Here is a 24723-nt window from a genome sequence, read left to right on the forward strand (position 1 = left end):
TATAGCTAGGTTCACTTGCGGCTGATCTTGCGCACCAGCCAGTCGCCGAGCATCTGCAGCAGCTGGACCAAAAGGATGAGCACGACGACCGCGACGATCATGACCTCGGTCTGATACCTCTGGTAGCCGTAGCGGATCGCCAGATCCCCGAGTCCGCCGCCGCCGACGACGCCCGCCATCGCGGTGTACGAGACGAGCGTAATCGCCGTCACGGTGACGGCCGCCAGCAGGCCGGGCCGGGATTCGCGCAGCAGCACCCGCCGCACGATGTCCCATTTGGACGCGCCCATCGCCTGGGCGGCCTCGATGATGCCGCGGTCGATCTCGCGCAGCGCCGTCTCGACGAGCCGGCCGAAAAACGGCGCCGCGCCGATGACGAGCGGCGGAATCGTGCCGGCGACGCCGATCGTCGTGCCGGCGATCTCCTTGGTGAGCGGCATGACGGCGATCATCAGGATGATGAACGGCACCGAGCGCAGAATATTGACGACGAGGGACAAGAACGAGTAGACGACCGGAAGATAGAGAAGCTGGCGGCTGGACGTCAGATAGAGCAGGACGCCGATGACGAGGCCGAGCGCGATCGTGAACACGAGCGACAGGCCGAGCATCGACAAGGTGTCCTGCGTGGCGGTCCAGATCTCGGCCGGATCGATGCGGCTCCAGTCCATCCCGGTAGAGCGCAGCGCGCTGAGGTTCTCGCTCATGGCAGCACCTCCGCGTCGATGCCGCTGCTCCGCAGGGAGGCGATCGCCCCGTCGATGTCGGACGGGCTGCCGCTCAGCTCGACGAGCAGCTGGCCGTACGGCGTATGCTTCATCCGCGACACCGTTCCTTGCAGGATGGCGCATTGGACCGCGCTGTCTTTGACCGCCTCGAACAGCACCGGCTCATACGTCTCCTCGCCGACGAAGTGCAGCCGCACCAGCTTCGATCCGGCCCGCCGCGGCAGCGGAGCGCCGCCCTCGAGCTCGGACAGCTCGTCCGCGAACTGCTTGGTCACGCCATGCGCAGGACGCAGGAACACGTCCAGCACCGGCCCTTCCTCGACGACGCGTCCGGCGTCCATGACGGCGACGCGGTCGCAGATCGAGCGGATGACCTGCATCTCATGAGTGATGAGTATAATCGTCAGCCCCAGCTTCTCGTTGATGCTCAGCAGCAGCGAGAGGATCGAGCTCGTCGTCTGCGGGTCGAGCGCCGAGGTCGCCTCGTCGCACAGCAGCACGGCCGGCTCGGCCGCCAGCGCCCGCGCGATGCCGACGCGCTGCTTCTGCCCGCCGGACAGCTGCGCCGGATATTTGTCTCCGTGCGCCTGCAGCCCGACGAGCTCCAGCAGCTCGTCCACGCGCGCCGCCTGCCTGCGCTTGCTTTGGCCCGCCAGCACGAGCGGGAACGCGATGTTCTCGCGCACCGTGGCGCTCGTCAGCAGGTTGAAATGCTGGAAGATCATGCCGATCCGCCGGCGCTCCGCCTGCAGCTCGCGCTCCTTGAGCGATGTCAGCTCCCGGCCGCCGAACAGCACCTTGCCGGAGCTCGGACGCTCCAGCAGGTTCATGCAGCGGATCAGCGAGCTCTTGCCCGCGCCGGAATGGCCGATGATGCCGTAGATTTCTCCCGGCTCCACCTTGAGCGAGACGTCCTTGACAGCGTCGACCGTGCCTCCGCGTCCCTTGTAGATCTTGGTGACATGCTGCAACTCGATCAGGTTAATCCCTCCTGCACAACACCGCCCGTCAATATTCCTACAAAACCAAGTGATTTAAGTGGTATTATAGAGTCTGACCTATCATTTGTCTATAGCGGCTTGCATGAATTTTAGATTGCGAAAGGAACCGAAAAAGCATACCCCGGTTACCAAACAACTTATTTTAAAGGTACCCGAAAATGGTGTCAATGCACCTCATCACCGCGAGAATGCAAGAAACGAAGGGCTTGCGCCCGAGCGCCCGCTCCTCGATGATAAAAGAAACGAACCGATCTCTACAGCTGGAGGTGCTTGGTTGATCTACTTCATTAAAGCCATCTATAGCTTCCTGCTGCCGCCCGGCCTGTTCCTGCTGCTGCTCGGCGCCGCCTCGTGGCGCATGCTCCGGCGAGACCGCCGCTGGGCGATGCTGCCGCTCGCGGCGCTGCTGCTGCTCTATGCGCTGTCCTCGCCGTGGGCGGCCGACGGGCTCGCCCGCAGCCTCGAGCAGCGGTATCCGCAGCCCGCCCTGAACGAGACGGCGAGCGACGTCATCGTCGTGCTCGGAGCGGGCGCCGTGCCGGACACGCCGGATGTCGGCGGCCTCGGCAACATGTCCGCCACCGCCGAGGCGCGGCTGCTCGCCGCGGTCCGGCTGTCGCGCTCGACCGGGCTGCCGGTGCTGTTCAGCGGCGGCCAGGTGTACCCGGACAGCGGCAACGAGGCGGACATCGCCGGCCGCCAGCTGCGGGAGCTCGGCTTGCCCCCGGACCGCATCCTGCTGGAGAACCGCTCGCTCAATACGGAGCAGAATGCGCGGCTGACGCGCCGCCTCCTGTACGAGCGCGGCCTGAGCCGGCCGATGCTGCTGACGAGCGCGCTCCATCTGCCCCGCGCCCTGGAGCAGTTCCGCAAGGCCGGCCTCGAGCCTCTTCCCTATCCGGTCGATTATGCGGCTCCGGTCCAGCCTCGCTGGTACTGGAGCAAGCTGCTGCCCTCCGGCGCCGCGCTCGCGCTCAGCCAGGCGGCGCTCAAGGAGCATCTCGGCCTGGCCGCGCTTAAGCTCGGCCTGTGACGCCTCCCGCATCCGGGAACATTTCCCTCCTTCGGCGCAACTTTTCCAGTCCGGGCGCGTTCTTAGTTACGGGAGCCTCACGGGGAATCACCCTGCATGCAGGATGCGAAAAGGAGTCGTTCACGTTCATGAAATGGTGGAAAAGCCTGGCCCTGCTCAGCCTTGCCGCCGCGCCGCTCTACGGAGCCGCCGGCGAAGCGAGCGCCGAGCCGGGAGTCAACACGATCACGCTGACCAAAGGAAGCAAGCAGATGGACAAGGACGGCGCGGCGATTACGGCGGTGCAGCCGCTGACGATCAAGAACGACGTCAGCTATGCGGCGTTCAGCACGCTCGCCCAGCTGTACGGCTACAAGACGTCCTACGACGCCAAGGCCAAGGAATCGATCGCCAAGACGCCGAGCGGCGAGATCCGCTTCCGGATGAATACGAAGGACATCTGGGTCGACGGGACCAAATGGACCGGCGAGGCGGCGAGCTACTCCGAAAAAGGCTCGCTCATGATTCCGATCCGCACCTGGGCCAAGATCAGCGGCAGCAGCATCAGCTTCAGCGGCAAGCAGATCCTGCTCCGCTGGACGGAGCAGCAGGCGCCGACCGCAGGCTTCCAGGTGCAGCCTGCCGTCATCTATGCCGGCGATCCGGTGACCTACGTCGACCAGTACGCCTCGCCGTCCGGAGCGCCGCTGCTGAATGAAGAATGGACGGGACGCCAGGACGTCTTCGTCGAGCCGGGCACGTATACGGTGACTCGGCGCGCGCAGGATGCGGACGGCAACTGGAGCGAGCCGTTCACCGTCACGGTGCAGGTGCTCGCGGTCAACCAGCCGCCGGTCGCCGACTTCACGACCGACAAGCCGGTCTACCGCCAAGGCGAGAAGATTGCCTACACGGATCTGAGCAGCGACGACAACAACGCGATTGATCCCGCCAAGACGAAGTGGACGGGCAAGCAGGACGCCTTCTTCTCGCCCGGAGACCATACGGTCACGCTCTCCGTCACCGATGCGCAGGGACTGACGTCGACCGTCAGCAAAACGATCTCCGTCACCGACGAGATCCTCTACACGGAGAATGAATTCGGCCTGCTGTTCGCTCAGCCGGGCGAGAAGATCCGCGTCGACGGCGATCAGGTGCTGAACATCCCGACGCGCAGCTACGACTTCGACTCCGAGCCGTCCAAGATGATCCGCAGCAACAGTCCGGAGATCTGGAACGAGGAAGGCATCGTCTTCGACGACCAGTTCGACGGCAAGGTGCGGCTGCTGTTCCACAACAAGAACAACATGTCCGGCAACGTGCGCATGTATCTGGCCGTCACCAACGAGGGCTACCAGACGGCGCGCTTCGGCGTCGGCGCGACCGGCACCGGCGGCCCCGACCCGTCCGAGATCCGCACCGGCAAGCTGTCGACGATCCGCTATCTGACCGCCGTCAACGCCAATGGACCGCAGACGTACACGGACATCAAGGCGGGCGAGACGAAGCTCGTGCTGAACGAAATCTCGCAAAATGCGATCAAGCCGGGCATGGTGTACTCCGCCTACGCGGACGTCACCGCCGACCGCACGCTGCGCTTCCGCGTCGTCGTCGTGCGGGACGGCCGCGAGCCGATCGCCGCGCTCGACCAGCTCTCGCTGCTGCCGGCGGACGGCACCCACACGCGCGGCTCGTTCAACAACACGACGCGCGACATCCACATCGACGGCATGCTCGGCGAAGGCGGCAAGGCGGAGCGCGTCGTGCTCGGCGACAACAAGCTCGATCCGTACCTCGACGGCTACGACAACTCCGACGGCTCGCTGCAGCTCAACCGGGGCAACTTCGGCGTGCTGTACAAAATGACGGTCACGCTCGCCCCGCGCACGGTCATCTACCTCAATCCGCGCGGCGGCCTGTATGCGGGAGCGTTCATCGTCAACGGCCAGATCGTGCCGGTGACGAACAACGAGCAGCTCAAGAACTCCAGCGAGGCGGCCGTGCTGCACCGCTCCGGCGACAGCCCGGAGACGGTCGAGCTCAAGTACATGATCGCCTCCGGCAGCAACCTGCCGATCACGATGGTGTTCCAGCCGATGCCTCCTCTCAAGAGCTAGAAGGGCAAGAAAGGAGCCTGACCGTTGACGCTGAAATGGCGGGACGAGTACGAGCCGGAGCATCCGGAGGATGTCCGCGCGAGCCGGCGGAAGAGATGGATTCGCGACGCCGTGCTGGGGCTTCTGCTGCTGGCCGTATGCGTCCTGGCGGCGAAGCATTTCTCCGCGCGCGTCTTCGAGCTGGACGGCACCCTCTACAAGCTGGAGTCGGCTGCCGGAGAGACGAGGCGGTACGCGCCGGTGACGGGCAGCGCGGCCGGAGCGGTCGTCGCAGCCGGCTCGGACACGGAGAGGGTCGTCACGGCCGGCGGCTACCAGTTCCGCATCGAGGAGCTCGTAGCCGAGGCGGGCAAGCCGCCTGCCATGGCCGACGCGGTGTTCCGCATCGCCTATCCCGGGGGCGAGGCTTACCGGGTCGAATGGTCGCAAGGGCTGCTGTTTGCTTATGACGCCGAGGGAGAGTTCTATGCCGGCGCGGCCGCCTATGCGAACGGAGCTCCCGTCGGCGGCGGCACCGTTCCGGAGCGGTTCCATCCTGCTGCCGTCTTGACGGCAGCCTACCCGGACTTTCAGGAAAGCCGCGGCCAGCCGATCCCGTTCGGCCTCGCCGTGCTGCTGTTCGTTCTCGGCTGGGGCCTGCTGCGCTTCGAGCGGGTGCGGAGTACGTTCTACTGGCTCTCCCTCGACTGGCTGCGCCGGGAAGACCCCGATCCGGAGTCCGGCGAGTTGGGCTACTACAAGCTGCCCGGCATCATCTTCCTGGTCGGCGGCGCCCTGCTCGGAATGTCCTCGCTGTAGGGAGGAATCGGGTTCCGCAATGATCGCAATAGAAAGGGACGAAACGGCGCCTGCGCCGTTTCGTCCCTTTTTCGTCCCTGCCTCTCTCCAAGCGCTCGTCCAAGCGGACGGAACGATCGGCGGCGTGCCGGATTACGGCGCGCGCAGCGCCTGCTCCTTGCCGCCGATCGTCTGCTCGTAGCGGGCGATCTTGTCGTCGAGCCGCCGGAGCGTGCTCGTCATGTCGTCGATCTTCTCCGCCAGCCGGCCGCGCTGCTCGACGAGCAGCGTCTTGCGCGCATCCAGCGTGCCGTCTCCCTGCTGGAACAGCGCCAGGTATTCGATCAGCATCTCGACCGGCAGGCCGGCTTTCTGCCGCATGCACTTGACGAAGTCGATCCATTTCAAGTCTTCTTCCCCATAGTCCCGAATCCCGCTGGCGCTTCGGCGCACCGGCGGAATCAAGCCGATGCGCTCGTAATAGCGGAGCGTATCCTGCGACAGCCCGAACCGCTCGCTCACTTCCGATATGGTCATCGGCATCACTGCGGGCCGACGACCGGATGCGGCACATAAGGCGCCTCGAGCGCAGCGGCTTCCTCCGGCGTCAGCTGGACCGACAGCGCGGCCACGGCCGTTTCGAGATGGGCGGCCTTCGTCGCGCCGACGATCGGAGCGGATACCGGCGACTGCTGCAGCAGCCAAGCGAGCGCGACCTGAGCGCGAGGAGCTTCCCGCTGCTCGGCGATGGCGGCGAGGCGATCGACGATCGCCTGATCGGCTTCGGCCATGCGGTCGTATTTCGACTTCTGCACCTGATCCGTCTCCGAGCGGAGCGTCGACTCCTCCCGGCCGCGCGTCAGCCGTCCGCCCGCGAGCGGGCTGTAAGGAATGACGCCGATGCCCTCCTCCCGGCATAGCGGCAGCATCTCTCGCTCCTCCTCGCGATAGATGAGGTTGTAATGGTTCTGCATGGAGACGAACTTCGTCCATCCCCGTTTCTCGGCCACATGCAGCGCCTTCTGGAACTGCCAGGCGAACATCGCGGAAGCGCCGATGTAGCGCGCCTTGCCTGCCTTGACGACGTCATGCAGAGCCTCCATCGTCTCCTCGATCGGCGTGTCGTAGTCCCAGCGGTGGATCTGGTACAAGTCCACATAGTCCGTGCCCAGCCGGCTCAGGCTCTTGTCGATCTCGCTCAGGATCGCCTTGCGGGACAGCCCGGCCCCGTTCGGACCGTCGTGCATGCGGAAATGCACCTTCGTCGCGATCACGACCTCATCCCGGTTCGCGTAATCCCGCAGCGCGCGTCCGAGATATTCCTCGCTCGTGCCGGCCGAGTAGACATTCGCCGTGTCGAAGAAGTTGATGCCGAGCTCCAGCGCCTGCCGGATCACTTCCCGGCTCCGCTCCTCGTCCAGCACCCACGGATGCGTCCAGCGCGTCGCGTCGCCGAAGCCCATGCAGCCCAAGCAGATCCGCGAGACGTCCAATCCGGTCTTTCCCAGCTTCACGTAGTCCATTCGTTGCAGCGCTCCTTCGGATTCATAGTGGCCAGCCTATGGAAAGTCTACCTCCTGGAGTCCTCTCCAAGTCAAGCCTTGCCGCGTCGAAATTATGTGAAACGGCAAAAAGCCGTCCCGCCAGCGATGGCGGAAACGGCCTTTAGCCCTTCTTGAAGCCGCGATCAGACCGCAGCGGGCTGATCCTGATTCAGATACACCGTCTTGCCCGTACGGGCCGACTCGTAGATTGCCTCGAGGATCTCGGTCACGACGAGCGCCTGCTCCGGCAGTACGACAGGGTCTTTGTCCTGCAGGATCGCGTCGATCCAAGCCGCGCACTCGACGTCGATGTCGCGCGCGCTGCTGCCGCTGTAGAACGCGACGCCGCCGGCGTTCAGGTCGATTTCCTTGACGAACAGGCGGCTGTTCTCCTCGCCGTTGATGCGCAGGCCGCCCTTCATGTCCGCGCCGCCCTCCGTGCCGCTGAGCGAGCATTTGGCCTCGTCGATGTCCAGCGTGTTGAGCGCCCAGCTCGCCTCGAGCGTGATCGTCGCGCCGTTCTCCATCTTGATGAAGCCCATCGCGGAGTCCTCGACCGTGAACTTGGCCGGGTCCCATGGTCCCCAGGCGTTGGCCGCGTTCTCCTTGGAGCCGAGCTTGTGGTACACCGAGCCCGTCACGGACACCGGCTTGTAGTTGTCCATCATCCACAGCGTCAGGTCGAGCGCATGCGTGCCGATGTCGATGAGCGGACCTCCGCCCTGCTTCTCCTCGTCGAGGAAGACGCCCCAGGTCGGCACCGCGCGGCGGCGGATCGCATGGGCGCGGGCATAGTAGATGTCGCCCAGCTCCCCTGCCTCGCACACCTTTTTGAGATGCTGGCTGTCGCTGCGGAAGCGGTTGTTGTAGCCGATCGTCAGCTTTTTGCCGGTACGCTTCGCGGCGTCCAGCATCGCGCGGGCTTCCGCCGCCGTCTTGGCCATCGGCTTCTCGCACATGACATGCTTGCCCGCCTCGAGCGAGGCGATCGAGATCGGCGCATGAGAGTCGTTCGGCGTGCAGACGTGGATGACGTCGAGGCTTCCGTCCTTGAGCAGCTCGCGGTAGTCGGCGTAGACGCCGGCTCCCTCGATGCCGTACTTCTCCGCGGCGTCGCGGGCTTTGTCCACCTCGATATCACAGAAAGCGGCGAGCACGACGTGCTTGTTCTGGCTGAGCGCGGGCAAGTGCTTGCCGTTTGCGATGCCGCCACAGCCGATGATGCCGACTCGGAGCGTTTGGGTCATGTCAGAGTTCCTCCCGGTTCGATAATCTCGGACTTCGCGTCCATGCCTCTACTGTAGCACAGCACAACAAGCGCGGGGACTATCGGAATCGGACATCGAGGGTGCGAAATCGCGACAACATGCAAAGGCACGAGCTCGCTCTCGCGGCGCGAGCGAATTTCTCTGGACGAAGAAAACGCCTCTTCTTCGGCCTTCGGCATTTTCGACAAAGCCGGGTAGAAATCGCCAGCGGCTCCTTCGACTGCCGCATTGCCAATCCCGCCGTGATGGAGTACGCTGAAAAAAACGGCTGGCTCCATCTCTTCAACCCAGCCTTGCCAGTATTTCGACAGCCTGAGCGGTTGGATTTCTTGCCCTTGAACGTCATTTGTTTAAACAGGAGGCACGAACATGTCTAACGCATGGAAGCCGAAAGGATATTCGAGCGTTTCCCCCTATTTGGTAGTGCCCAGCGCAGAGCGTGCAATCCATTTTTTGCAGGAAGCGTTCGACGCAAACGAGCTAAGACGTTTTTATAGGCCGGATGGTTCGATCATGCATGTCGAACTGCAGATCGAAGATACGGTTGTTATGCTTGGAGAAGCCACCCCTGCTTGGAGTGCAACGGTCGCTCAATTGCATCTTTATGTAGAGGATGTCAAAAGCGCTTATCAGCGTGCCGTTCATGCCGGCGGTAAATCAATCATGGAGCCGACCCGCAAAGAAGGAGATCCCGATCGACGTGCAGGAGTGAAGGATCCTGCCGGAAACACGTGGTGGATTGCCACGCAAGAGGAATCGTCCTAAGCCGCAGCGGACTTGTCCGCAGAGCTGAAATCGCAACAAAAAGCCAGCCCATGAGGCTGGCTTTTTTATCTCGACTGACCTTATGGCTGGAAATCCCCGCGCGAACCAGGCGGCCAGAAATCAGCCGTACGCCCGGCGCCGGAGCGCTCCGGCAGCTCCAGCTCCAGCTTCAGCCGGGCGCCGCCGGCTGCGGAGCGCTCCGCGCGCAGCGAGCCGCCATGCGCCTCAGCGAGCTGGCGCGCGATCGCGAGGCCAAGGCCCGAGGCGCCGTCCGGCGCCTGCGGCGAGCGCCGGCGAGAGCGATCCGCGCGGTAAAAGCGCTCGAACACGAACGGCAGCTCCTCCTCGGGGATGCCGCAGCCGTCATCCTCGACGATGAGCGCCAGCAAACGCTTGCTCTTTTCGGCCCGCAGCGCGATGGCCCCGCCCGGAGGCGTGTGCTTGACCGCGTTGTCGAGCAGGTTGTGCAGGATCTGCCCGATCCGGCCCGCATCGGCGACGACCGACCAGGCTTGCGGGACCGGCTCCAGCCGCAGCTCGATCCCCGCCGCGCCGCAGCGGGCCTCGAAGCTCGCCGCCGCTTCCGCGAGCAGCCGGCCCGCGGACTGGAGCGACGGCTCCAGCCGGAACTCCGGCCGCCCGTAGCCGCCGAGCTCCTCCAGCTCCTCGACCAGACGGCCCAGCCGCCTGACCTCCCCATAGCTGGCGGCCAGCCGCTCCGGCGTCGCCTCCCACACCCCGTCCTCCATCGCGCGAAGGGAGGCGCCGAGAGCGGCAAGCGGCGTGCGCAGCTCATGCGCGATGTTCTCGCTCATGCTGCGCCGCAGCCGCTCCTGCTCCTGCAGCCGGGCGGCCAGCCCGTTCATCGAGGCGGCGAGCTCCGCCAGCTCGGCCGGCCCGGCCGCCTGCACGCGGGCGGAATACGCGCCTCGCTCCATGTCGGCGGCGGCCTCCTTCATCCGCACGAGCGGCAGCTCCAGCCGGCCGGCCGCGGCATAAGCGATCGCTCCGGCGATCAGCACCGAGCCGAGCAGCGTCCAGAGCACCGACTCGGCGATCGCCCGCTCCAGATGGCCGCTCAGCGACGCCTCCGCCGCATGGCGCGCCAGCAGCAGCTCCCGCTCGTACATGGCGACATGCAGATGCAGCCCGGCCAGCACCGTTCCGGCGAACAGCAGCAGCACGAGCGCCGCGAAGCCGAGCAGCAGCAGCGTCAGCCGGCCGCGCAGGCTCCCGCTGCCGAGCGCGCGGGCGGCCGCCCCCCGGCGCAGCGCCCGCCAGCCGCTCCAGCGCGCCGGCCGGCCGCCGTCGCTTCGGCGGCCGCTCACGGCTCGCCCCCGAAGCGATAGCCCCGCCCGTACACCGTCTCGATGAACGGCGGCTCTCCGGCAGGAGGCTCCAGCTTCTGCCGGATGTTCTTGACATGCTGGTCGATCGTGCGGACGTCGCCCTCGTAATCCGGTCCGAGCGCAAGCTCCGCCAGCTCGTCGCGGGCGAACACGCGTCGCGGCCGCCGGGCGAGCGTCTGCAGCAGCCGCTGCTCCGCCGGCGTCAGGACGACCGTCCGGCCGGCGCAGCGCGCCTCGCCGGACAGCGCGTCCAGCTCCAGCAGGCCGCCGCGGAAGCTCAGCCGCTCCGCCAGCAGCGAGCCGGGATCGGCCCGCCTCAGAATCGCGCGGATGCGGGCGACGATCTCGCGCGGATCGAACGGCTTGACGACATAATCGTCCGCGCCGAGCGCCAGTCCGCGCAGCCGGCTTTCGGCCGAGGACTTGGCCGTCAGCATCAGCACCGGCACCGGGCTGAAGCGGCGGATGTCCCGGCACGCCTCCTCGCCGCTGCCGTCCGGCAGCATCAAATCGAGCACGACGAGATCGAACCGGCCCTCGCGGACATGACGAAGAGCCTCCGCGCCGCTCGCGGCCTCGGAGGTCTCATATCCTTCCCGCTGCAAATAGGAGGCGAGCGCCTCCCGGATCAGCGGCTCATCGTCGACGATCAGCACCGACGCCATCAGACGACGTCGTAGCCCTGCTCCTCGATCGCTTCCTTGATGGATTGCAGCGAGAGCTTCGCCTCGTCGAACTCGACCGTCACCTTGCCTGCGGACAGATCGACCTTGGCCGCTCCACCGGCTTCCTTGACGGCGGACTCGACCGAGCTTACGCAGTGGCCGCAGGACATGCCCTTCACTTGCAGCGTTTCGGTTTTCATCTCAACTTCTCCTTCGGCTCGGATCCGAGCAGGTAATAGGGTTGCCTTCTTCCCCTTCAATATACCCCCTGGGGGTATATAAGTCAACTCTGACTCCGCTCCGAGGCGGATGCCGATGCCAGCGCATGTCCGAGCTTGCCCCAAGGAGAAGGTTTGCTCCGTCAGCGCAGCGTCGCCGCAAGGATGACATGCAGCGAATCATTGATCCTGCGCTGCTTCGTAATATAACCGCTGGCCTCGAGCATGGAAACGAGCTCCTGGACGGAAGCCGGCTCCGCGCTCCTGCTCTCGCTCCTGCTCTCGCTCCTGCTCTCGCTCCCGCTTTTGTCCGTGTCCTCGGCGGCATCGGCTATGCTCTCCCTATCGATCTCCTCCATCCGGTCCGCGATGCAGATGCGGCCGCCCGGCCTGAGCACCCTCTGCATTTCCCGGATCGCCATCCCCGTCTGGTTCCGGTTCAGATGATGCAGGGCGAAGCTCGATACGACAAAATCAAATTTCCCGTCGAGGTAAGGAAGCGCCAGGAAGTTGCCGAGCTTCGTCTCCATCGCCGGATATTTGCGCTCGCATTCCTTCAGCATCCCGCCCGACTGGTCCACTCCCGCCATCGCCGCTCCCGCATCAATTAGAAGGCCGGCCAGATTGCCGGTCCCGGTCCCGATATCCAATCCCTTCTCCCCGCGCAGCGGCGACACCAGCCTGACGATCCAGCCGAGCGCCTCGTCATAGTCCTTGTACCGATGCTGATCCTCCCGGACGAGCCGGTCATGCGCGGAGGCCTGGCGGTCGAAGCCCCATCTGTCCTTCCATGCCCGCTGCTCCCTCAGCCTTCTCGATCCTTCCGCCAGCGCGTAGATGTCGTCCAGCGGAAGCTCGCGACGGCTTTTCAGCGTCTCGATCATCTCGTCCGTCGTCTCCAGGATCTGCTTCATCTCGACCCACTTGGAGGCCATGACCGAGCGTTGGAGCTCCAGAAAATAGAGCAGCGGACTGCTTCCTTCGTCCGTCCGAATCGCCTCCAGCGCCTTGCGGATCTCGCTTACCGGCATTCCCGATTCCCGCAAGGCGACGATCGTCTGCAGCCGCCAGATGTCTTCCTCGCCGAACTGGCGGTATCGATTGTCTTCCTGCTTGGACGGAGCGATAAGCCCTTTTGCTTCATAAAAGCGGATCGCCCTCGCGGACAAGTTCAGCCTGTCGGCGGCTTCTTTGATTTTCATGAGCGGCGCCCCCTTTACCCTCTCCTAACGTCAACGTCTATTATAAAGCCGAATAAAGGAGGCGGCTACCCGAATGAAGACGTTGATCAAAGGCGCGCTAGTGTTGACGATGGAAAAGGAAGAGGCGTTCTGCGGGGACATCCTGATCGACCGGGATCGGATCGCGGACATCCAGCCGTGCTTGGACGCGGAGGCCGACGAGGTGATCGACGCTCGCGGCATGGCGGCGATGCCGGGGCTGATCAACGCCCACCAGCATGCCCCGATGAGCTTGCTGCGGGGATTTTGCGACGATCTGAAGCTGATGGACTGGCTGGACAAAAAAATGCTGCCCGCTGAAGCCCGCATGACGCCCGAGGACGTTTATTGGGGAGCGAAGCTGGCCATGGCGGAGATGATCCGCTCGGGCACGACCGCGTTCGCGGACATGTACATCCACATGAACGAAATCGCGTCAGCAGTCGAAGAAGTCGGCATGCGGGCTTCGTTGACCCGGGGGCTCGTCTTTCTTCAGCCCGACGGCGGCCGCCGGATGGACGAGGCGATGGATCTGGTCCGCCGCTGGAGCGGCAAGGCCGGCGGCCGAATCACGACGATGCTCGGACCGCATTCTCCCTACACCGTTCCGCCGGAGCCGTTCCGCGAAATCATCTTGCTGGCCGAGCAGGAGAAGCTCGCCATCCATACCCACCTGGCCGAGAGCAAGGAGGAAGGGATCAAGATCCGGGAAAAGCATGGCCGGACGCCGACGGAATACCTGCATCAGCTCGGGCTGTTCGACCGCGTTCATGTCATCCTCGCCCACAGCACGAACCTGAGCCGCCGGGATGTCGGCCTCTTGAAAGGAATGCGGGGAGGCGCGTGCCACAACCCCGTGAGCAACCTCAAGCTCGGCTGCGGAATCGCGCCGATTCTGGACATGGCCGAGCAAGGGGTCACGGTCGGACTGGGCACGGACGGCGCAGGCAGCGCCGCCACGCTGGACATGTTCGAGGAGATCCGCGCCGCGGCCTGGCTGCAGAAGCTGGACTACGGAGATCCGGCGAGGCTCCCGGCTGCGGAGGCCCTGCGCATGGCGACGGCCGGAAGCGCGCAGCTGCTGGACATCGGCCGAGACGTCGGAACGCTGAAGGCCGGCAAAAAAGCGGACCTCATCCTGGTCGATCTGCGCAAGCCCCATCTGCAGCCGGTCCACCAGATCCATTCCCTGCTGGCCTATTGCGCGAACGGCGCGGATGTGGACACGACGATCGTCGACGGGAAGATGCTGATGCGAGGCCGCCGGCTGCTGACGATCGACGAGGAGGAGCTGTTGCGGGAAGTTTCCGCGCGCGCCAAGCGCATCGTGGAGGGCATTTGAATCCAACGCAAAAGGACATCCTCCCGGATGTCCTTTCCTATTCACCATGCGTTCCCCGTTCCTCCACACCCAGACGCCGCCGCTTCTCCCTGCCGCTGCCGGTCCGGCAGCGGCACCTCCATGACGATCGAGTACGGCTTGCCGCCCTCTTCGCCCGCGACGCAACTCCTAAGCGCCAACGATCATTGTACCTTATTTATTAGCGGCCCATTTACAATAGTATGCGCCATACACTATAATGATTTCCAGGAGCTGATGCATATGACGGATGTGAAGGAGACGCTGGCAGGCCTGCTCAGCGAGCTGCGCCGAGGCACGATCGTCATGGGCGTGCTCAGCCAGCTGGCCGAGCCGCAGTATGGCTATTCGCTGGTGTCGCTATTGGAGGAAAAGGGAATCGCCGTCGAGCCTGGCACCTTGTACCCGCTGCTGCGCAGGCTCGAGAAGCAGGAGCTGCTCGAGAGCCGCTGGGATACGAACGAGTCCCGCCCGCGCAAATACTACCTGCTGAGCGAGCTCGGCAAGCAAGTCTTCGCGGAGCTGCAGCAGGAGTGGCGCAAGCTGGTCGCCAGCATGGAAGGCCTAATGAACGAACCTGAAGGAGGAGATCGGGATGGAACTCGTTGATCGCTATATTCATGCGGTGACGGCGCGCCTGCCTGAGGCGCAGAGAGAGGATATCAAGCGGGAACTGCAGAGCTTGATCGAAGACATGCTGGAGGAGCGCAGTCCGGAGAGCCCCCCGACCGTCGAAGACGCGGAAAGCGTGCTGCAGGAGCTCGGCCATCCGAGCGAGCTGGCCGCGAAATACCGCGGCTACGAGCGTTATTTGATCGGACCGGGGCTGATCGACGCGTACTGGACGACGCTCAAGATCGTGACGGCCGCGATCGTATTCAGCCTGGCCGCCGCCCTCGCGATCGATTCGTTCCGGACGGACGCGGGGACGCTGGACAGCATCATGTCCTTCCTTGCCTCGCTCGTCTCGAGCGTCGCCCAAGGCTTTCTCTGGGTCACTCTGATCTTCGTCTGCGTCGAGCGCAGCCAACGGGCCAAAACGGCCGGAAGCGGGCGCATGAAAAAGGCATGGAAGCCTTCCGAGCTGCCGCCGATTCCCGAGGCCGGCCAGAAGGTCAAGAAAAGCGGACCGATCTTCGGCATCTTTTTTGCCGTCGCCGCCATCATGCTCGCCCTCTTCTCGCCCGATCTGATCGGCGTGTGGAGGATCCACGACGGCTCGACCGCAAGCGTTCCTTTCTTTGAGAGCGATGTAATCCGCCACTATGCGCCGCTTTTGTGCGGGTTGGCCGCCCTCGCCATCCTCAAGGAAAGCGTGCGGCTGATCGCGCAGCGAAGATCGGGCCGGCTGCTCGCTTTCCATATCGCGATGACGGTCCTGATCACGACGCTGGCCTGCCTCATGCTGGCCGACGACGCCCTCTGGAACCCGACGTTCATAGCGGACCTGGCCGCTGCGAGCCCCTTGCCGTCGGACGGCGAAGGCTTCGATACGCTGGTGTCGGTCTGGCCCCGCCTGAACGGCCTGCTCGTGAACGTTCTCCTCGTCTATGCCCTGGTCGACATCGTCCTTGAATTCATGGCATGGTTCCGGAGCAAGACTCCTTCTTCTGCAAAGGCCAGCCAAAAGCCGCTACCGCGCCCCTAAAATCCGTTCGGCCCTGCGCCGGAACTCCGCCGCCGCCGCCGCAGGCTCGATCCGCTGAAAGAGCAGCTGATCGTTCAGCTCGCGCAGCGCCGCCGTCACCTCCGCGGCGCCCGGCGGATCCGGCGGATCCATCGGCGAGCTGTTGGCCTGGACCCAATCCACATAGGCGAATACCTTCGCCAGCGCCGGATTGATATGAGGCAGCATCCCTTCTTTTACGGCCGCCGATACCGGCACCCCTCGTTCTCCGTTCAGGATCAGGTTCGACTCCAGATCATGGATGAAATAATCGATGAAGCGGGCCGCCTCCGCCTTGTGCGGCGAGCTTTCGGCGATGGAGAAAAACATGCCCGGCTTGAGGAACAAGCCTTTGCTGGAGTCCGGGCCTGGCATGGGAGCGATCGCCAATTCGCTTTTGCTGTCCTCGTTCATCGCCATGAACTGATTGGAATACCCCCAGTTGAACAGCGCTTTCCCTTCGACAAACGGATTGTTATCCGTCATCGCTTTATTGTTCCAGATGCTCGGCAAGGTCATCAGCTTGGCCTTCGCCAGCTTCTGCAGGCGGGCAAAAAAGTCGACGAACAAGCGGTCGTCCTCATAGCCGAGGCGCTTGCCGTCGCTCGAATACAACGATCGGCCGTGCTGGCGCAGGTAATAGGCGAAAAACTGCTCCGGCGTCAGATCGAGGCTCAAATAGACGCCTTTTCCCTGAATGGCCTGCCCCAGCTCGGCAAAGCTGTCCCAGGTCCAATCCGCAGTCGGCCGCTCCAGCCCAAGCGAGAGCAGCACGGCAGGATCATAGGCGGCGAACAAGGCGTTCGTGCCCAGGCTGAAGCCGTACAGGCCGCCTTCCGCGCTGCGTCCGCCCGCGAGCAGAGCGTCCGGAATGTCGCTGCTGCCGATCAGGCCGCGCTCCACGAGCGGCTGCAGATCCGCCAGCAAGCCGTGGCTCATGTATTCATACAAGTACGAGACATCCATTTGCACGATGTCCGGCAAGACGTTGCCGGCTGCGAGCGGCGCGAGCTTTTTCCAATATTCATTGAAGGCGCTGTAGTCATACTCGATCTTGATATGCGGGTTCAGCTGCTCGTAGCGGTGGATTACCTTGATCGTCGCTTCATTGCGGTAGTCGCCTCCCCACCAGGCGATCCGCAGCGTCAGCGGCTCCGGCGCGACGGTCGGAGGCTCCGCAGGCTGCGAAGCGCACCAACGGATGCCGGCCGCCGCCAGCAGCAGGATCATAACGGCAACGATCGCTTTGAACGGTTTCTTCATGAAGGATCCTCCTCCGGCAAAGGCAAGCGGACGCGCACTCGGGTGCCGCCGCCGCGAGCGCTCTCGACTTCGATGCCGCCGGCATTGCCGAAGGCGAGCCTCAATCTGTCCTTGATGTTGAGCAGGCCGATCCCCGTCCCTCTCGTCTCCACTTCTCCGGCCCAGATTTTCTGCAATTGCTCCGGGTCGATGCCAGGCCCGCTGTCCTCGACGACGATCTCCAGCCCGTCCGGATGCTCTCGGTCCAGATAGACCCGGATGCGGCACGGCTCGATGAACGGCTCCAGGGCATACAGGATGGCGTTTTCGATCAGAGGCTGCAGCGTCAGCTTCGGGAGCCTGACTTCCATGACCCGTTCCGGAATATCGACGGCAAAATCGAAGCGGTCCCGGAAGCGATGCTTCTGGATCGTCGCGTAGTGCCGGACCGTCGCGAGCTCTTCCTCGAGCGTAATGACCTTTTTCTTGTTGCTGATCGACGCCCGCAGCAGATAGCCGAGCGAGAGCACCATGCTCGAGATTTGCGGCTGGGCGTTTTTTTGCGCGAGCCAGTGGATGGAGTCGAGCGCATTGTAGAGGAAGTGGGGATTGATCTGCGCCTGGAGAGCTTTGAACTCCGTTTCCTTGAGCAGGATCTGGTTGGCGTAGTTTTCTCGGATCAGCGTGTTGATGCGGGCGATCATCAGACGGAACGTGCGATGCAGCTGTCCGATCTCGTCCAGCTGCTGCGATGGAGGCGCAAAGGCCGCGACATCGATCTGCTCAAGCTGGCCGTGCTGCACCTCCTTCATCTGGCTGATCAGCGAACGGATCGGACGGGTCAGGCTTTTGGCGAAGCCCCTGCCGATGACGAGCAGCAGGACGAGCAGCAGCGCGAACACCGCGAGCAGCGTGTTCTTCAGATGGATGATCTTCTGGAAGATTCCCTCGTACGGCACGGAATTGACATAGGCCCACCCCATGTAGGCCGATTTTTTATAGGAAAGAAAAATGGTCTCCCCTCCTTTCTTCACGATCCGGTAGCCATCGTCCGCAAGCGCATGCGGCGATGCCGCAGCGCCTTCGCCCTGATAGGGGAACAGCACCCGACCGCCCGTCTGCACGATAATGTCGCTGTCGGTCGAGGCGAAGCCCGCATAATCCTCGATCAGCCGCTCCATGTTCACGCGCAGGATGAGGACGCCGATCCGCTTCAGCGTCATCGGCTCATAGGCGCGGATTTGCCTCACTAGCATCAGCGTCGAGTCGCCTTCATCGGGATAGAACCAGCGGACGCCTCCCCTGCCTTCCTCGGACGCCTCGATCACGGAAGCGTACTTGGCTTCCGTGAACGAAGGCGAGGCTCCGTACCGGCTTATCGTTCCCGTCGCGTCGATGACCTGGACGGACTGCACGTAGCGCTCGGACGAGCTGATCTGCTTGAACAGCCGTTCCGTCAGCTGCTTGCGGATCTGGTAGCCCGCGTAGTCAGAGCTTCCCTCCCACAGCTGCTTCAGTCCGACCTGCACCTGGCTGTCCGACAGGATGCCGAGGCTGAGCGCCTCCAGCTTCTGCAGCTCCCGGTCGATGACCGTCGACGACAGGTTCAGCAGACGATGCGATTTGTCGTAGAGCTGCTTGTCGTAGATGGAGTAGGCGTATTGCAGGGAGCCGAACGCCGTAGCCAGAATGAGCACCGCCGCGATCAGAATGAGCAGGAATGTTCTTTGGAGGATATTGAGCCGGCTGAACATCCACATGGAAGGTTCTCCTTTACGCAAAAAAGAGACTCCGCCGGACTCGGGGGTCCCGCGGCGGTCTCTTCATGCTATCGATTTATTTGGCGTTATAGCGGTCCAGAGCGACCTGATGGAGGCGGACCGCCTCGTCGATGCCCATGCCCTTGATCGTTTCCACCATCTTGTCGAATTCGGAGATCGGCTTCTGCCCGCTGATGATCGCCGTCATCGTCTCGTTCAGATACGTGTTGACCTGGCTCATGATGGAGCTGACCTGACTCGCCTCGTCCGTCGTCAAGCGCAGCGGAGGCAGCGTCAGCTCGGAGCTCGCCTTCATCCACTGTTTGTTCGCCTCGCGCTGACCGTCATCGAACAGCAAGGCGTCCAGATACTTCGGATCCTGATTGATCGGACCATCCATGATCGAGAGCGCGTAGGAGGCGAGCGCCTGGTCGTAGGTGAGGCCGCCGGGATTGTTCGTGATCGTCTCCGTGAACTTGATGCCGTCGCCTTCCTTGACGTAGCTCTCCCCTTCAATGCCGTAGTTGAACAGCTCATGGCCGATCGGGCTGTAGTTGAAGTCCATCCACTGGACGAGGTACGGCAGCTTTTCTTTGGACGCGCTGGAGGTGATCGCTTCCCCGTAGGACAGCACTTTGTTCTCGAGATTGAACGCGGCGTAGACTTTTCCGTCCGGAGCTACCGGTCCCAGCACGCCGGTCAGGTTGAAGTCCGGGTTGTCCTTGCGCATCAGGTTGAAATACTTGCCCATGCCGCTGAACACGCCGCCGGCATAAGAGCCCGCCAGGTTGTTCGTCACCTTGTAGTCGAACGCCTTGCCGTCATTGGTCATGATTTCCGGATCGACGAGCCCTTCCTTGTACCAGACGGACATCGTCTCGAGGAAGTCGCGGTACTGCGGCTGGATCGGCCCGTAGGCGACCTTGCCGTCCAGCATCTGGAACCCGCCGATGAGGCCGAAAGCGGTCGTGAAGTCATGCAGCTTCGTCAGGTTGCCCGGTCCCCAGTTGCCCGTGAACGGCAGCTCGTCGGGCTTTCCGTTGCCGTTCGGGTCCTTTTCCTTGAACGCCTTGAGGACGGCATGCCATTCGTCGATCGTCGTCGGGGGCTGCAGGCCGAGCTTGTCGAGCCAGTCCTTCCTCATGATCAGGCCCGAGGTCGCGTTCAGCTTCACCGCGTCCAGCTTGAGGAGAGGGAACATGTAGATCGTGCCGTCGTCGAGCGTAATCTGCTTCTTCACATCCGGATCGGACTCGATGATCTTCTTGAGGTTCGGCGCGTACTGGTCGATGAGCTCATTCAGCCGGATGATGCGCCCGTCCTCGATCATCTTCTCCGGTCCGCCGACCGCATCCGCCCAGTTGTAGTAGATGATGTCGGGCAGCTCATTCGTCGAGATCAGCAGGTTGAACTGATCCTTCTGCTGGCCGAGAGGCGGGTGGGTGAACGTCGCCTTGATGCCGGTCAGCTCTTCTTTTTTCTTGTAGCCCGCCATCTGGCCGAAGTTTTCCAGAGAAGCGGTCAGCTTGGCGTCATTCGCCCGCCAATACTTGATTTCGAGCGGCTCCTTCACGATCGGCAGCGGGATCTCGCTGAGCGGCTGCGGCGCGGCGGACGGCTGCCCGGCGTTCGTTTCCGCTCCGGGAGTTGCGGAAGGGCTGTCGGCGTTGCCGGAGCATGCGGCCAGCGCGGCCAGCATGACAGCGGAGAGCAGGATGGCCCCTGATTTTTTTACCATTGGATTCGCCTCCATAGATGGGTTATTGCTTGACGGCGCCGATCAGGGCGCCCTGGACGAAAAATCGCTGGATGAACGGATAGAGCAGCATGATCGGCAGCGTCGAGACGATGATCGTCGCGTACTTGATGTTCTCTCCGAGCGCGAAGCCGGTATCGATGCCGGCGCCCATCGCCTCCGTGCTGCTGCTGATCAGGATGTCGCGCATGACGATCTGGATCGGGTACAGCTCCTGGCTCCGCAGGTACAGCATCGGACCGACAAAGTCGTTCCAATGGTCGACCGCGTAATAAAGCGTCATGACGGCCAGGATCGGCTTGGACAGCGGCAGCACGATGCGGGCGAGGATGAGCAGATCGTTCGCTCCGTCGAGCTTCGCCGATTCGATCAGGCTGATCGGCAAGCCCTCGAAGCTCGTTTTCATGATGAGGAAATAGAACGTGCTGATCGCGCCCGGGATGATGATCGCCCAGCGGGTGTCGACGAGTCCGAGATTCTGCACGAGCAGGAACGAAGGAATCATGCCTCCGCCGAAAAACATCGTGAACGTGATGAGCTTCATCATCGTCTTGCGACCGAGCAGATCGGGCCGCGACAGCGTGTAGGCGGCGAGCGAGGTCATGATCAGGTTGACCAGCGTGCCGGCGGAGACGTAGAACAGCGTGTTCAGATAGCCCTGAAGGATCTTGGGGTTTTTAAGCACATACGCGTAAGCGTCCAGCTGGAAGCCTTCGGGCGTCAGCATGAACGAGCGCGACCGCAGCATCCGCTCCGGATCGCTGATCGAGGAATTGAGCACGTACAGCATCGGATAAAAGGAGATGGCGATGACGCCAAGCAGCAGAACCGTATTGACGGCATCGAATGTTTTTTCGCCGAGAGACCTTCTCATGGGTCCTCCTTTCTTTCGCCGCTACCACAGGCTGGTCGAGTTCACCTTGCGGCTGATCGCGTTGGCCAGCAGGAGCAAGCCGAAGTTGATGAGTCCGTTGAACAGCCCGATGGCGGTGGAGTACGTATAGTTGCCCTCCAGGATGCCGGATCGGTAGACGAAGGTGGATATGACGTCGGACGTCTCGTAGGTCGGCGCCGTCTGCATGAGCAGGATCTTCTGGAAGTCGGCGTTCATGACCGCGCCCAGCCGGAGGATGAGCATGACGACGATCGTCGGCAGGATGCCGGGCAGCGTCACATGGAGCAGCTGCCGCCAGCGGCCCGCGCCGTCGATCCTGGACGCCTCGTACAGCTGCGGGTCGATGCCGCTGAGCGCGGCCAGGAAGATGATCGAGGCCCAGCCCGCGCCCTGCCAGATGTTGGACAGGATGTAGAGCGGCCGGAAGAAATCCTTCTCGGCCAGGAACATGACCGGCTGCAGGTCGAACAGGCCGCGGATGACGTTGAACAGGCCGCCGTCCAGCGAGGAGAACGTCTTGAGCATGCCGACCACGACGACGACCGAGATGAAGTGCGGCATGTAGCTGAACGTCTGGACGGCGCTCTTGAACCATTTCTTGCGCACCTCGTTCAGCAGCAGCGCCAGCACGATCGGCGCGGGAAAGCCGATGGCGATGCTGTAGAGGCTGAGCAGGAGCGTGTTCTTGATCAGACGCTCGAAGTAGTAGCTGTTGAAGAACATCTTGAAGTTGTCGAAGCCGATCCACTGCCCGTCCAGAATCCCCCTCACGGGACTGTAGGACTTTTGGAACGCCATGAGCAGTCCATACATCGGTCCGTAAGCAAAGACGGCATAATAAGCGATTACCGGCACCAGCATGAGATAGACATATTTGTTGCGAAACAGCTCCTTCTTGATCCAGGCCGTCCGGCTCCGCGTCCATCCGGTCCTTCCCGCCGCCGCGGCCTCTTCCAGCTTCAAGTCGATCCCCCCGTTCTTTCCTTTCGCCGTCTGGCAGCGTGAAGCGCTTTCAATGCACTCCTTTACTTTACCTTCGCCATCCTTTATTTCCCATGTCCAAAACCGGACAAGAGCAGCAAAAAACCGAGCATTGCCGAAACGAAAAAAAGCCCCGCTCGGAGGGAGCGAGGGCAATCAGCGGGAGCCGCGATATTCGGTCGGGGAGACGCCGGTCATCTTTTTGAACATCTTGCTGAAATAGGAAGCGTTGAAGCCGAATCCCGTCTCCTCGGCGAGCTGGGCAACGGTCATGCCGGCATCCTGCTCCATCCGCTCGATCGCTTTTTGGATGCGGTAGCGAAGCACATGCTGGGTGAATCTCTCGCCGGTCTCCAGCTTGAACCGCTTGCCGACATAGTCCGGATTCATGAACATCTCCTTGGCTGCCGAGGAGAGCGACAGCGATTCGTCGGCGTAGCTCCGCTCGACGATCGCCTTGACCGACTCGACCATGCGGGAGTGGCGGCGGCGGGTCTGCTCGGCGCGCTGTCCGGCGATCTCGCGCCGCATCTGCTCCAGCAGCCCCTGAAGCGGCCGGATCGAGCCGGTCGCGATCAGCTCCGACAGCCGCTCCAGGCTGCGGTCCATCTCCTCGCGGCCGTACAGGCGGCTCAGCTCCATGAACAGCTGGATGAGGTAGGACTTCGCCTCCGGCACGTCCAGCCGCCAGGCGGCAAGCTCCTCCATGAGCCGGTCCAGTTCCTTTCGCGATTCAGCTTCGTTGCCCGCCTGGATCAGCATGAGCAGCCGCTGCATGTCGAATTCGCCCCGAGTCCCGGTCTCTGCCAGCGGCTCCATGACGTCCTGCGGCGTGATGAGGCCGCCCTCGCCGAGATAGAAGCGGTAGCCGAGGCAGCTCAGCGCCTGCAGGTACAGCCGCCTCGCCTGCTCCGGCGGGCCGGCCTCGCTGAGCGCGGCCGTCGCGTCCAGCCGGTAATAGCGGAGGTACGCCTCGCGCACGAGATCGATGCCCCGATACAGCTCGTCCTCGTCGCCATCCTCCAGCAGGAGCATCGCGTAGCTGCCGCTGAGCGCGCTGAGCAGGCAGCCGGGCAGCAGCTCCTCCGCGATGTTCTTCATGGCGAAGAGCTGCTCGTACTCCGGATCGCCATCCGCCTCGAACAGCAGCAGGCGGATGCTCCCGACGTTCTGCTGAAGGCCGAACATCTCGCGGCCGCGGGTCCATTCGCGCTCTCCGTACCGCTTGTTGGAGACGAGCTCGCGCAGGAATTGCTCCCGCGCGTACGGCAGCGCCTGCGCCAGGTTGTGCTTGACCGACTCCAGGAAGCGGCGCCCGGAGTCCCGCTCCCGCTGAGCGGCGACGATCTCGTCGAGCGCGGCGGTCACATCCTCCGAGCTGCAAGGCTTCAGCAAATAATGCTTGACGCCGTGCTGCATCGCCGACTTGGCATATTCGAACTCATTGAATCCCGTCAGCATGATGATTCCGACATCCGGGTACGCCTCGGACACCCGCTCGGCAAGCTCCAGTCCGTCCATGCCCGGCATGCGGATATCCGTAATCAGGATGTCCGGACGGACCGACTCCATCAGCTCCAGCGCCGCGATGCCGTTCTGCGCCGTACCGGCAAGCACGGTCCCATGGCGCTCCCAAGGGATGACCGAAGCGATTCCGTCCAGGATGATGAACTCGTCGTCGACGAGCAGTACTCGGCAAGGCTGCATGCTTGGCTTCCTCCCATGTCGGACGCTATTAAGGACCTATTATAGCCGACCTTGGGATAAAAAGGAGATGTTTTTGAAAACGGCGCGGCAGTTTCGTTATTCGGCTCATTTAAGTATAATTTTTCTAAATGCTCTGTCGCTGATGCCATCCATTCCAAGGAGGTTATCATGAAAAAGCTCCTCTTCCTTCTATTCGTACTCGCCTTGCTGCTGGCAAGCGGCTGCTCGCAGCGAGAGCCTGACTTCATCGGCTACATCTACAAATACGACAAGGAAAACAAAAAAACCGTCATTGTCGGCGCGAACAGCGAGGAAAATCCGATCGTCCTGATGCGCAAAGGAATCACCCGGTTGAAGATCGGAACCAAAGTGGAGGTATTCTATGAGGACGATGGCGTCAATTCGTCCTTTCCCCTCCAAGCTCCGGCGAACCTGTACGAGATCGCTGTCCCTGCGGCAGAACAAAAAGCGATCGAGCGGCTGTTCACGTTCATGCACGCGAAGCAGGAGCGGAATTTCTATCCATCCATCCTCTCCATAGCCGAGCAAGAGTCCGATTGGGAAGTGAAAGTGAATGAGCATGCGATGAACGAAGAGGGAAGCGAATCGTTCCATAAGGTGCTGTACAAGCTCGACAAGAACGGCAAAGGAAAGATCGAATCCGCCGCTCTCGATTCCTAGAGCATGCTGGC

23 protein-coding genes are annotated in these 24723 nt (G+C 62.8%); 8 read left to right on the plus strand and 15 right to left on the minus strand.

The window, feature by feature from the left end:
* Nucleotides 1-11: 11 nt before the first annotated feature.
* Together B8V81_RS04430 and B8V81_RS04435 are read right to left on the minus strand one after the other, a co-directional pair.
* On the minus strand, nt 12-671 hold the full coding sequence (locus tag B8V81_RS04430; RefSeq protein WP_028597167.1) for a methionine ABC transporter permease: 660 nt from the start codon (nt 669-671) through the stop codon (nt 12-14).
* Between the two features lie 32 nt (nt 672-703).
* A complete protein-coding gene (locus B8V81_RS04435; protein WP_101807834.1) occupies nt 704-1708 on the minus strand; it encodes a methionine ABC transporter ATP-binding protein in 1005 nt (334 codons plus the stop codon).
* Between the two features lie 295 nt (nt 1709-2003).
* On the opposite strand from B8V81_RS04435, the gene B8V81_RS04440 reads away from it, so the two are divergent.
* From B8V81_RS04440 to B8V81_RS04450, 3 genes are all read left to right on the plus strand, one after another.
* A complete protein-coding gene (locus B8V81_RS04440; protein WP_101807835.1) occupies nt 2004-2762 on the plus strand; it encodes a YdcF family protein in 759 nt (252 codons plus the stop codon).
* Nucleotides 2763-2890: 128 nt separating this feature from the next.
* On the plus strand, nt 2891-4858 hold the full coding sequence (locus tag B8V81_RS04445) for a stalk domain-containing protein (protein ID WP_101807836.1): 1968 nt from the start codon (nt 2891-2893) through the stop codon (nt 4856-4858).
* 24 nt (nt 4859-4882) lie between these two features.
* Nucleotides 4883-5656 carry a hypothetical protein gene (locus B8V81_RS04450; RefSeq protein WP_028597170.1) on the plus strand — a complete coding sequence of 258 codons (774 nt, stop codon included), beginning with the start codon at nt 4883-4885 and terminating at the stop codon, nt 5654-5656.
* A gap of 132 nt (nt 5657-5788) precedes the next feature.
* On the opposite strand, the gene B8V81_RS04455 is transcribed toward B8V81_RS04450, so the two are convergent.
* The 3 genes from B8V81_RS04455 to B8V81_RS04465 form a co-directional block, all read right to left on the minus strand.
* A complete protein-coding gene (locus tag B8V81_RS04455) occupies nt 5789-6172 on the minus strand; it encodes a MerR family transcriptional regulator (RefSeq protein WP_028597171.1) in 384 nt (127 codons plus the stop codon).
* A 5-nt stretch (nt 6173-6177) separates the two neighbouring features.
* Entirely contained in the window at nt 6178-7158 is a 981-nt protein-coding gene (locus tag B8V81_RS04460) for an aldo/keto reductase (protein ID WP_028597172.1), read from the minus strand.
* A 164-nt stretch (nt 7159-7322) separates the two neighbouring features.
* The gene (locus B8V81_RS04465; RefSeq protein ID WP_028597175.1) at nt 7323-8426 is read right to left on the minus strand and encodes a Gfo/Idh/MocA family protein; all 1104 of its coding nucleotides are present in this window, start codon (nt 8424-8426) and stop codon (nt 7323-7325) included.
* Between the two features lie 390 nt (nt 8427-8816).
* Between B8V81_RS04465 and B8V81_RS04475 the strand changes: the two genes are divergently transcribed.
* Complete coding sequence (locus tag B8V81_RS04475) at nt 8817-9212, plus strand: VOC family protein (RefSeq protein WP_101807838.1); 396 nt, start codon at nt 8817-8819, stop codon at nt 9210-9212.
* Nucleotides 9213-9292: 80 nt separating this feature from the next.
* Here the strand turns inward: B8V81_RS04475 and B8V81_RS04480 are convergent, their stop codons facing one another.
* The 4 genes from B8V81_RS04480 to B8V81_RS04495 all read right to left on the minus strand — a co-directional run bounded on the left by B8V81_RS04480 (nt 9293) and on the right by B8V81_RS04495 (nt 12646).
* Complete coding sequence (locus B8V81_RS04480; protein WP_101807839.1) at nt 9293-10540, minus strand: sensor histidine kinase; 1248 nt, start codon at nt 10538-10540, stop codon at nt 9293-9295.
* Entirely contained in the window at nt 10537-11226 is a 690-nt protein-coding gene (locus B8V81_RS04485) for a response regulator transcription factor (protein ID WP_101807840.1), read from the minus strand. Before B8V81_RS04485 ends, B8V81_RS04480 begins: the two co-directional genes overlap by 4 nt.
* Nucleotides 11226-11426 carry a copper chaperone CopZ gene (gene copZ / locus B8V81_RS04490; RefSeq protein ID WP_101807841.1) on the minus strand — a complete coding sequence of 67 codons (201 nt, stop codon included), beginning with the start codon at nt 11424-11426 and terminating at the stop codon, nt 11226-11228. Before copZ ends, B8V81_RS04485 begins: the two co-directional genes overlap by 1 nt.
* A 161-nt stretch (nt 11427-11587) precedes the next feature.
* A complete protein-coding gene (locus B8V81_RS04495) occupies nt 11588-12646 on the minus strand; it encodes a MerR family transcriptional regulator (protein WP_101807842.1) in 1059 nt (352 codons plus the stop codon).
* Nucleotides 12647-12719: 73 nt separating this feature from the next.
* Between B8V81_RS04495 and B8V81_RS04500 the strand changes: the two genes are divergently transcribed.
* From B8V81_RS04500 to B8V81_RS04510, 3 genes are all read left to right on the plus strand, one after another.
* Nucleotides 12720-14006, plus strand: coding sequence for an amidohydrolase (locus B8V81_RS04500; RefSeq protein ID WP_101807843.1), 1287 nt, complete (start codon nt 12720-12722; stop codon nt 14004-14006).
* 261 nt (nt 14007-14267) lie between these two features.
* Nucleotides 14268-14633, plus strand: coding sequence for a PadR family transcriptional regulator (locus tag B8V81_RS04505; RefSeq protein WP_101807844.1), 366 nt, complete (start codon nt 14268-14270; stop codon nt 14631-14633).
* A complete protein-coding gene (locus B8V81_RS04510) occupies nt 14620-15672 on the plus strand; it encodes an HAAS signaling domain-containing protein (protein WP_101807845.1) in 1053 nt (350 codons plus the stop codon). Before B8V81_RS04505 ends, B8V81_RS04510 begins: the two co-directional genes overlap by 14 nt.
* On the opposite strand, the gene B8V81_RS04515 is transcribed toward B8V81_RS04510, so the two are convergent.
* The 6 genes from B8V81_RS04515 to B8V81_RS04540 form a co-directional block, all read right to left on the minus strand.
* Complete coding sequence (locus B8V81_RS04515; protein ID WP_101807846.1) at nt 15658-16953, minus strand: ABC transporter substrate-binding protein; 1296 nt, start codon at nt 16951-16953, stop codon at nt 15658-15660. The two genes, B8V81_RS04510 and B8V81_RS04515, sit on opposite strands and share 15 nt — an antisense overlap.
* The gene (locus B8V81_RS04520) at nt 16950-18692 is read right to left on the minus strand and encodes a sensor histidine kinase (RefSeq protein WP_101807847.1); all 1743 of its coding nucleotides are present in this window, start codon (nt 18690-18692) and stop codon (nt 16950-16952) included. Before B8V81_RS04520 ends, B8V81_RS04515 begins: the two co-directional genes overlap by 4 nt.
* A gap of 76 nt (nt 18693-18768) precedes the next feature.
* Nucleotides 18769-20430 carry an extracellular solute-binding protein gene (locus B8V81_RS04525; RefSeq protein ID WP_101807848.1) on the minus strand — a complete coding sequence of 554 codons (1662 nt, stop codon included), beginning with the start codon at nt 20428-20430 and terminating at the stop codon, nt 18769-18771.
* A gap of 22 nt (nt 20431-20452) precedes the next feature.
* Nucleotides 20453-21322, minus strand: a complete 870-nt coding sequence (locus tag B8V81_RS04530) for a carbohydrate ABC transporter permease (protein ID WP_101807849.1) — start codon at nt 21320-21322, stop codon at nt 20453-20455.
* Between the two features lie 21 nt (nt 21323-21343).
* Nucleotides 21344-22204, minus strand: a complete 861-nt coding sequence (locus B8V81_RS04535) for an ABC transporter permease (RefSeq protein WP_101808229.1) — start codon at nt 22202-22204, stop codon at nt 21344-21346.
* A gap of 276 nt (nt 22205-22480) precedes the next feature.
* A complete protein-coding gene (locus B8V81_RS04540; protein WP_101807850.1) occupies nt 22481-24031 on the minus strand; it encodes a response regulator in 1551 nt (516 codons plus the stop codon).
* Between the two features lie 168 nt (nt 24032-24199).
* Between B8V81_RS04540 and B8V81_RS25615 the strand changes: the two genes are divergently transcribed.
* Complete coding sequence (locus B8V81_RS25615) at nt 24200-24712, plus strand: hypothetical protein (protein ID WP_101807851.1); 513 nt, start codon at nt 24200-24202, stop codon at nt 24710-24712.
* The last annotated feature ends 11 nt before the right edge of the window (nt 24713-24723 follow it).

The sequence above is a fragment of the Paenibacillus pasadenensis genome, from assembly GCF_002864175.1.
In the GTDB taxonomy this organism is placed as follows: domain Bacteria; phylum Bacillota; class Bacilli; order Paenibacillales; family Paenibacillaceae; genus Paenibacillus_O; species Paenibacillus_O pasadenensis.